Below are 7,168 nucleotides of genomic sequence, written 5' to 3' on the forward strand. Positions count from 1 at the left end.
GCCGCTGGGTTCCCCCATCGGCAGCGGGCTCGGGATCGGCAACCCGCACAACATCGCGCTGATCCGCGACCTGGTGTCCGTACCGGTGATCCTCGATGCAGGCATCGGCACCGCCTCGGATGCTGCCCTGGCCATGGAGCTCGGGTGCGACGCGGTGCTGCTCGCCTCGGCGGTGACCCGTGCTCGTGACCCGGAGAAGATGGCCGTGGCGATGCGACAGGGCGTCGAAGCAGGGCGCCTCGCGGCCCGGGCTGGGCGGATCCCCCGCCGGTGGCACGCCCAGGCGTCCACCTCGATGCAGGGACGCCCCGACCTGTGAAGCTCCCCACGTTGATGGTCCTCACCGACCGGTCACAGTGCTCCGGGCCTCTGATCGACGTCGTCGCGGTCGCCGTCGCGGCCGGCGCGCGCGCTGTGGTCCTGCGGGAGAAGGACCTGTCCGAGGCTCGCCGGGTGGAGATGGCCGACCAGCTCCGTGCCGTGCTCGCGCCCGTCGGAGGGGTTCTGATGATCGCCGGCGCTCGCGGTGATGCGGTGCACCTCTCCGCGAGCGATGCCTTCCCGACGCTTCGGCCTTCGTTCGTCGGCCGTTCCTGCCACGACGCCGGTGAGGTGAGGCATGCAGGTGCGGAGGGTTGCGACTACCTGACGGCATCGCCGGTGTTCGCCACGGCGTCGAAGCCGGGCTACGGCCCTGCCCTCGGCGTCCATGGGCTTGCCGCGCTCACAACCATCGCCACGGCGCCCGTCTACGCGCTCGGTGGGGTCCAGCCGCCGGATGTTGCGGACTGTCTCGCGGCCGGTGCGTCCGGGGTCGCGGTGATGGGGCCGGTCATGCGGACGCCGGAGCTCGTGGCCGCCTACCTGGCCGCGCTGTCGCAGGGGGCCCCATGACTCCGGCCGTCGCGCTGAGCATCGCCGGCTCCGACTCCAGCGGTGGCGCCGGCGTCCAGGCCGATCTCAAGACCTTCGCTGCACTCGGCGTCTACGGCGCCTGTGCGGTCACCGCGCTGACCGCGCAGAACACCCGCGGGGTCACGGGCATCCACGTGGTGCCTGCGGAGTTCGTCGTCGAGCAGGTCGAAGCGGTCCTCGACGACCTCGCCGTCGCCGCGGTGAAGACCGGCATGCTTGCCACGCCCGCCATCGTCTCCGCAGTCGCGGAGCTCGCTGCGGCGGGTCGATTGCCGAACCTCGTCGTCGACCCCGTGATGGTGGCCTCCAGCGGCGACCGCTTGCTCGAACCCGAGGCCGAGTCCCTCTACGTCGGATCGTTGCTGCCGCATGCCCGCATGCTCACCCCGAACCTGCGCGAGGCAGAGGTGCTGCTCGGCACCCCGATCCGTAGCATCGCGGAGCAACGCGAGGCGGCTCGCGCCCTCGGAGCGCTCGGCCCGGCCGTCGTCGTCATCAAAGGCGGCCACCCGGTCTCCGACAGCTCCGATCAGGCCGTCGACGTCGTCTGGGACGGCACGTCGACCCACGACCTCTCAGCACCGCGCGTCCCCACGGTCAACAACCACGGCACCGGCTGCACCTTCGCCGCGGCGGCGGCCGCGGCGATGGCCGGAGGAGCCAAACCGTCCGAGGCGCTCCAGACGGCCAAGGACTACGTGTCCCTGGCCCTGAGCAGCGGGGCCTCCTGGCAGCTCGGTCACGGCCACGGCCCCCTCGACCACTTCGCAGTGGATCACCGATGAGCCGCATGCCGGTCGGCGGTCTACCACCGCGCCATGCCACCGCCTGGAGCCACGCGACCCAGCACCCGTTCCTCGAAGCCGTGCGCGACGGGACGATCACCGAGTCGGCGTTCGCGGCGTGGCTCGTGCAGGACTACCACTTCGTGTCCGACCTCCTCGCGTTCCAGGGGCGGCTGCTCGCCAGGGCGCCGCGCCGGGCGCAGGCGGTCCTCGCCGGCGGTGCCGTGGCGCTGGTCGACGAGCTCTCCTGGTTCGAGGAGCAGGCGGCCGCACAGCAGCTCGACCTCACGCAGCCACCCAGGCCGCAGACCGCCGCGTACTCGGTCCTGCTCAGCGAGCTCGACGATGCGGACGTGCCCGTCGCGCTCACCGCGCTGTGGGCCATCGAACGGGTCTACCTCGACGCCTGGTCCTTCGCCGCTCGGGGCATCCCGGCCTACCGGGTGTTCGCCGCGCACTGGACCACCCCGGAGTTCGCGACCTACGTCAGCGAGCTGGAGCAAGCGGCGGACGCTGTGGCCACGCGACCCGCGCAACAGGACGTGGAGACCGCGTTCCTGGCGGTCTTGGACGCCGAGTCCTGCTTCTGGGCCATGGCTCTGGAGGACGAGGCGTGAGCGAGACAGTGGCCCCAAGCCTCTCCCAAGCCCTCTGGGCACGCAACGCAGACCGGGCGACGGAAGCGCTCGGGCACCCGTTCGTCCGGCGACTGGCAGACGGCACGCTGCCCCGCACGTCGTTCGCGCACTTCGTCGCCCAGGACGCCTTCTTCCTCGAGGCCTTCTGCCGGGCGTACGGGTTCGGGATCGCGCACAGCCCGGATCGGATGGCGCTCGACACATTCTCCGAGCTGCTGATCGGCGTGCGCGAGGAGCTGCAGCTGCACGCCTCCTACGCTGCGGAGTGGGGAATCGACCTGTCGACGGTCCGGCCGGTGCCGGCGACACTCGCATACACCGACTTCCTGCAGACCATCGCGGCCCGAGGAGACATCGGCGTCAGCTGCGCCGCGTTGACGCCCTGCATGCGGCTCTACGCGCATCTCGGGCAGTCGCTGTCGCCCCCGGCCAGCGACACTTATGCCCGGTGGATCGCCACCTACGCCGACCCCGAGTTCGAGAGCCTCGCAGCGACGATCGAGCGGCTCGTCGACGTCTACGCCGACGACACCGCCGAGGTCCGCACGGTGTACGGACGGGCCATGCAGCTGGAGCTGCAGTTCTTCGACGCGGGCGTCACCGGACCTGAGCGGTGAGGTCGGCGGGGTCCCCCCGACAGGCACCCCTTCGCGTCCAGAGGCGGGCCGCACCGCCCCCCGCCAGCCGGGGCAGCAGCTCGCGGCCGACCGCGTCGAGCTGCCGCACCCTGGACCGTCGCGTGCTCAGAGCCACGACCCGGTCGGCGAGGGCGCCCGCCTGTCGTTAGGCAGCTCTCCATCCGGGCTGAGCCGCCGTTGCGCGCAGTCAGGCCGCAGACTCCTCGGACCGGTGGTGGTACTCGACGTCGAGGGTCTGGATCTCGGCAACGTCCTCCTGCTCGGACGCGGTGATCCGGGGGAAGACGGGGCGGGCGGCGAGTGCGCCGAAGCGTGCGGTGAAGATCATGGGATGGATCCTTTCGTGAAACGGCCAAGCCTTGGCGACCCGGCAACTGTGTCGTGGGTGACCCGGCTTGCCGCGGTGTCTATCCCGCAGCCGGGGTCCCCATGAAGGGCTCTTGCATCTATTCAAAACCCGCGCTGACCAGCAGGAATTCCAATTCTGGTGTGACTCCAGTTACAGGAGGTGCCGTGCGGTGGCGGGGGTCACAGGACGGGCGAAGATGCGGCGGGAACGGACACGCGGCTCGCCCAAAATTATACAGTGTACAATCCGAGCATGGCGATCACACCTGAACTGCAGACCCTGAGGAATGCCGTCGTCCAGCTCGATCCGCTCCAGCCGGGTGACGCCCCAGATCTGTTCTCCGCACTCGACGACGACCGGGTCTGGGCCGGGGGCTGGGGCGGCGGACCGGCTGCCCGGCCGGAGCAGGCGGAGGGCATGAGCGCTGTCGTGGCCAAGCTGATCGAGGGCGGGTACGCATGGGTCGTTCGCGATGCGACCGACGGCCGCGTGGTCGGCACCGCCAGCCTGCTCGAGGTCGACATCGCCAACGAGCGCTGCATGTTCGGTGGAGCGGCCTACTCTCCGGACGTCTGGGGAAGTCCCGTCAATGCGGCAACCAACCTGGCCCTGCTCGGATACGCATTCGAGGGCTGCGGTTTCGGTCGGGTGATGCTGCAGACAGACGTGCTCAACACCCGGATGTCCGCCGCCATCGAGAAGATGGGTGCCACCGCTGAGGGAGTGCTGCGCAGACACAAGCGCCGCGCTGACGGCACTTTCCGCGACTCCGCGGTGTTCTCGATCATCGCCGACGAGTGGCCGGACGTCAGGAGTCGTCTCCAGGCGCGCGTGGGGACGGAGCCCGAGCCGGCGTAGCTCGATCGGCGTACACCCGGACCTCCTGTTCCCACCGCATCAGAGCAACCGTTCATCGACGGCCTCCTGCGGGGGGCTGGAGGTCGTGCCTCGTCCCTACCAGGGAGGATCCCGAGGCGCTTCGGGGGCGAGCGATCCGGCTGGCGAGGCCGCAGGAGGTCACCGGCCCGGGCCTGCGCAAGACGAGGCTGCAGATCGCCCCGAGCGCCTACGACGCCGCACGATCCACGCCGCCCGCGGCGCCCATGGCCGACGCCCCGCACCGGGATATGCTCCGGCCCTAGCGAGCGACACCTTCTCAACTGCAGGGCGTCGTATGCAGCCGCGAGCACAGGGCCGACTATCCGGAGCCGACGATCCGGCGAGATCCCTCGACCGCTGACTGCACGGTGCTCGCTCAGCCAGAGCCGCGCGACCGACCGAGCCAGCGAGGTTCAGTCGATCGCGTCGAGAGGCTCAGCGCTCGTCGAGGAACTCCTCGGCCATGGGGTGCGACATGACACGCTCCGCCTTGCCGGCCCGCTCCTTCTTGGACATGCTTGCGGACTTCATCAGGCTCAGGACCGCAGTGACGGTGAGGGTCACCAGGATCACCGAGAGTGACACCAGGATCGGGATCTCCGGCGCCCAGGCGACACCGTTGTTGTGGGCCGCCTCGAGGATGAGCTTGACCCCGATGAAGCCGAGCACGATGGCCAGCCCGTAGGAGAGGTACACGAGGCGGTCGAGCAGACCGCCGATCAGGAAGTACAGCTGGCGCAGCCCCATCAACGCGAACACGTTCGCGGTGAAGACGATGTACGGCTCCTTGGTGAGCCCGAAGATCGCGGGAATCGAGTCGAGGGCGAAGATCAGGTCAGTGGTCCCGATCGCGATCATCACGACCAGCATCGGCGTCACCAGGCGCTTGCCGTCGATGCGAGTGATCAGCGACGCACCCCGGTACTCGTCCGTCGACGGAAGTATCCGGGCCGTCGCGCGGAGCACGGGGTTCTCCTTGAACTCCTCCTCCCCGTCGTCCGCGGTGGCGAGCTTCCAGGCGGTGTAGACGAGGAACGCGCCGAAGATGAAGAACACCCAGTCGAAACGCTCGATGGCCTCGGCACCGAGCGCGATGAAGATTCCCCGCAGCACCAGCGACAGGGCGATCCCGATCAGCAGCACCTTCTGCTGGTAGTCGCGGGGCACCGCGAACTTGGCCATGATGAGCAGGAAGACGAACAGGTTGTCGACCGAGAGCGAGTACTCGGTGAGCCAGCCCGCAAAGAACTCACCGCCCGTCGTCCCGTCGACGAACACCGTCAGACCGAGGCCGAACAGCACGGCCAGACTGACGTAGATCGACACCCAGATCGTCGCCTCACGCAGCGACGGTTCGTGCGGTTTGAGGGCCACGATCACGAAGTCCACAGCCAGTACGCCGATGGTGGCGACGATCGTGATGATCCACATCGTCGATGACACGTCCATGGTCGTCTCTCTTCTCCAGGCATAAGGAAGGAAGGGGCCCCGCTGGAAGCGAGGCCCCTTGCCGTTCTGATCACGTCGGTCTAGGCGCCGAGCGCACGCTGCTTCTTGTGCGCCCGCATCGCGGCACGGCGCTGCTTCTGCTCGAACACCCTCTCGGCGTACACGAGGTACGCCTGCGCCAGCCCGGCAGCCAGCACGTTGTGGTCGCGGATCCGCAGCAGCCAGGGCGGCACGAGCCGCTCGTGCAGCCAGATGAACCCGAAGGCGAGGCCGGGCGCGAGGAGTGCGTTGTACGCGTAGAACGCCAGCACGTCGGTCGACAGGCCAAGTCCTCCCCCGAGGTACAACCCGGCTGAACCCTCCTGCACGATCCGGCTGACCGGGTAGCCGACCAGCCAGTACAGGGCGCACGGCGCGAAGACGCCCACCACCATGATGCCTCGCGCACACAGGACCGTGTATGCACCGCCGAAGAGCGCCATCGGGATGCCGAGCGCCAGCGCGTTGACGGCGGCCAAGCCCGGTGGCAGGCCCACCAGGAGGGTGGCCAGCCCGGCGATCACGCCCGTCGCGGCCCCGATCCCGGCCCCGGGGAGCATGAGCTCCCCGAGGCCGGCCAGTCGTGATCTCGTCACGGGATCAGCCCATGTCCGCGACGCCGTAGACGAAGATGCTGTAGAACAGCATCCCAAGGTAGAACACCGCAGCGAACGCGATGATCGCGTTGGACAGGATGCCCGGTCGGATCGGCTTGGGCAGAATCCGGTTGTTCACCAACAGCAACGTCACGCAGTACGCGCCCATGGCGAAGGTAGACAGGAACGCCAGGATGTCCAGCACCGCTCCGGGTCCGTCAGCGGGACCGAAGTTCACGATGAGGATACCGAAGATGACGACGCCCCAGAGGAACATGGCGTAGAGCTTCGTCATCCCGATCTTCTTGCCGGCCTTGCTGTTGTTGAACACCATGTCGGCCTGCCCACGCGAGAACGAGTCGAACAGACCCAGCGTGGCGTTGAGGCCGATCATCGCGATGAACCCGAGGAAGATCCCGCCCAGCGCGTTCGCGCCAGCAGCAGAGAAGGCATCCGCCATCGCGGGCAGGGCCGCGTCGCGGTCACCCTCCAGCAGCCGCTCCCGCACGGCCGAGCTCTCCCTGGCCGCCGCCATCGCCATCACCGTGAAGGAGATGGTGACCAGCATGGTGGTTCCCCAGAAGAGGGCGAAGGCGTCGAAGGTGATCCACTTGCGCCAGCCCTTCCACTTCTCCATCTCCGCCGGGTCCTCGGTGTCGAACATGAACCCGCGCGCTGGCATCGCCTCGATTTCGAGGCCACTCTTGTTGGCGTGGGCCACACCGGTGAGCTTCGGGATGTGCGCGCCCATCGCGGCACCGCTCTCGCGCAGGTGCAGCGTGTACCACATCTGCTGCATGCCCGACGGTCCGGCGAATGCGATCGATCCGACGACGACCGGGAACCAGACTGCGGTCATCATCTCGTCGGGGAAGTAGCC

The 7,168-nt window shown here is 68.7% G+C and carries 9 protein-coding genes and 1 pseudogene; 6 read left to right on the forward strand and 4 right to left on the reverse strand.

All coding sequences use genetic code 11. The annotated features are described in order from the left end of the window. The 5 genes and pseudogenes from QZX64_RS08565 to QZX64_RS08585 form a co-directional block, all read left to right on the forward strand. Nucleotides 1-319: pseudogene (locus QZX64_RS08565) on the forward strand (thiazole synthase); the annotation flags it as partial. After that, nucleotides 316-894: a thiamine phosphate synthase gene (locus QZX64_RS08570; RefSeq protein ID WP_295658391.1), complete on the forward strand. Its 579-nt coding sequence runs from the start codon at nt 316-318 to the stop codon at nt 892-894. The pseudogene QZX64_RS08565 and the gene QZX64_RS08570, both read left to right, overlap by 4 nt. After that, entirely contained in the window at nt 891-1,700 is an 810-nt protein-coding gene (gene thiD / locus QZX64_RS08575) for a bifunctional hydroxymethylpyrimidine kinase/phosphomethylpyrimidine kinase (RefSeq protein WP_295658392.1), read from the forward strand. The genes QZX64_RS08570 and thiD overlap by 4 nt, the downstream gene beginning before the upstream one ends. Continuing rightward, nucleotides 1,697-2,317 carry a hypothetical protein gene (locus tag QZX64_RS08580; RefSeq protein WP_295658394.1) on the forward strand — a complete coding sequence of 207 codons (621 nt, stop codon included), beginning with the start codon at nt 1,697-1,699 and terminating at the stop codon, nt 2,315-2,317. Before thiD ends, QZX64_RS08580 begins: the two co-directional genes overlap by 4 nt. Further along, nucleotides 2,314-2,955, forward strand: a complete 642-nt coding sequence (locus QZX64_RS08585; RefSeq protein ID WP_295658396.1) for a TenA family protein — start codon at nt 2,314-2,316, stop codon at nt 2,953-2,955. The genes QZX64_RS08580 and QZX64_RS08585 overlap by 4 nt, the downstream gene beginning before the upstream one ends. 208 nt (nt 2,956-3,163) lie before the next feature. Here QZX64_RS08585 and QZX64_RS08590 read toward each other — a convergent pair whose 3' ends face one another. Further along, nucleotides 3,164-3,304, reverse strand: a complete 141-nt coding sequence (locus QZX64_RS08590; RefSeq protein WP_295658398.1) for a hypothetical protein — start codon at nt 3,302-3,304, stop codon at nt 3,164-3,166. Between the two features lie 273 nt (nt 3,305-3,577). On the opposite strand from QZX64_RS08590, the gene QZX64_RS08595 reads away from it, so the two are divergent. Beyond that, a complete protein-coding gene (locus QZX64_RS08595) occupies nt 3,578-4,183 on the forward strand; it encodes a GNAT family N-acetyltransferase (protein WP_295658400.1) in 606 nt (201 codons plus the stop codon). Between the two features lie 456 nt (nt 4,184-4,639). On the opposite strand, the gene QZX64_RS08600 is transcribed toward QZX64_RS08595, so the two are convergent. The 3 genes from QZX64_RS08600 to QZX64_RS08610 form a co-directional block, all read right to left on the reverse strand. Then, a complete protein-coding gene (locus QZX64_RS08600; RefSeq protein ID WP_295658402.1) occupies nt 4,640-5,653 on the reverse strand; it encodes a TerC family protein in 1,014 nt (337 codons plus the stop codon). Nucleotides 5,654-5,733: 80 nt separating this feature from the next. Continuing rightward, nucleotides 5,734-6,288 carry a hypothetical protein gene (locus tag QZX64_RS08605; RefSeq protein WP_295658404.1) on the reverse strand — a complete coding sequence of 185 codons (555 nt, stop codon included), beginning with the start codon at nt 6,286-6,288 and terminating at the stop codon, nt 5,734-5,736. 4 nt (nt 6,289-6,292) lie between these two features. Continuing rightward, the coding region (locus tag QZX64_RS08610) for an Nramp family divalent metal transporter (protein ID WP_295658406.1) at nt 6,293-7,168 on the reverse strand (876 nt) is incomplete at its 5' end.

It is taken from the genome of uncultured Nocardioides sp., from assembly GCF_902805925.1.
Classification (GTDB): domain Bacteria; phylum Actinomycetota; class Actinomycetes; order Propionibacteriales; family Nocardioidaceae; genus Nocardioides.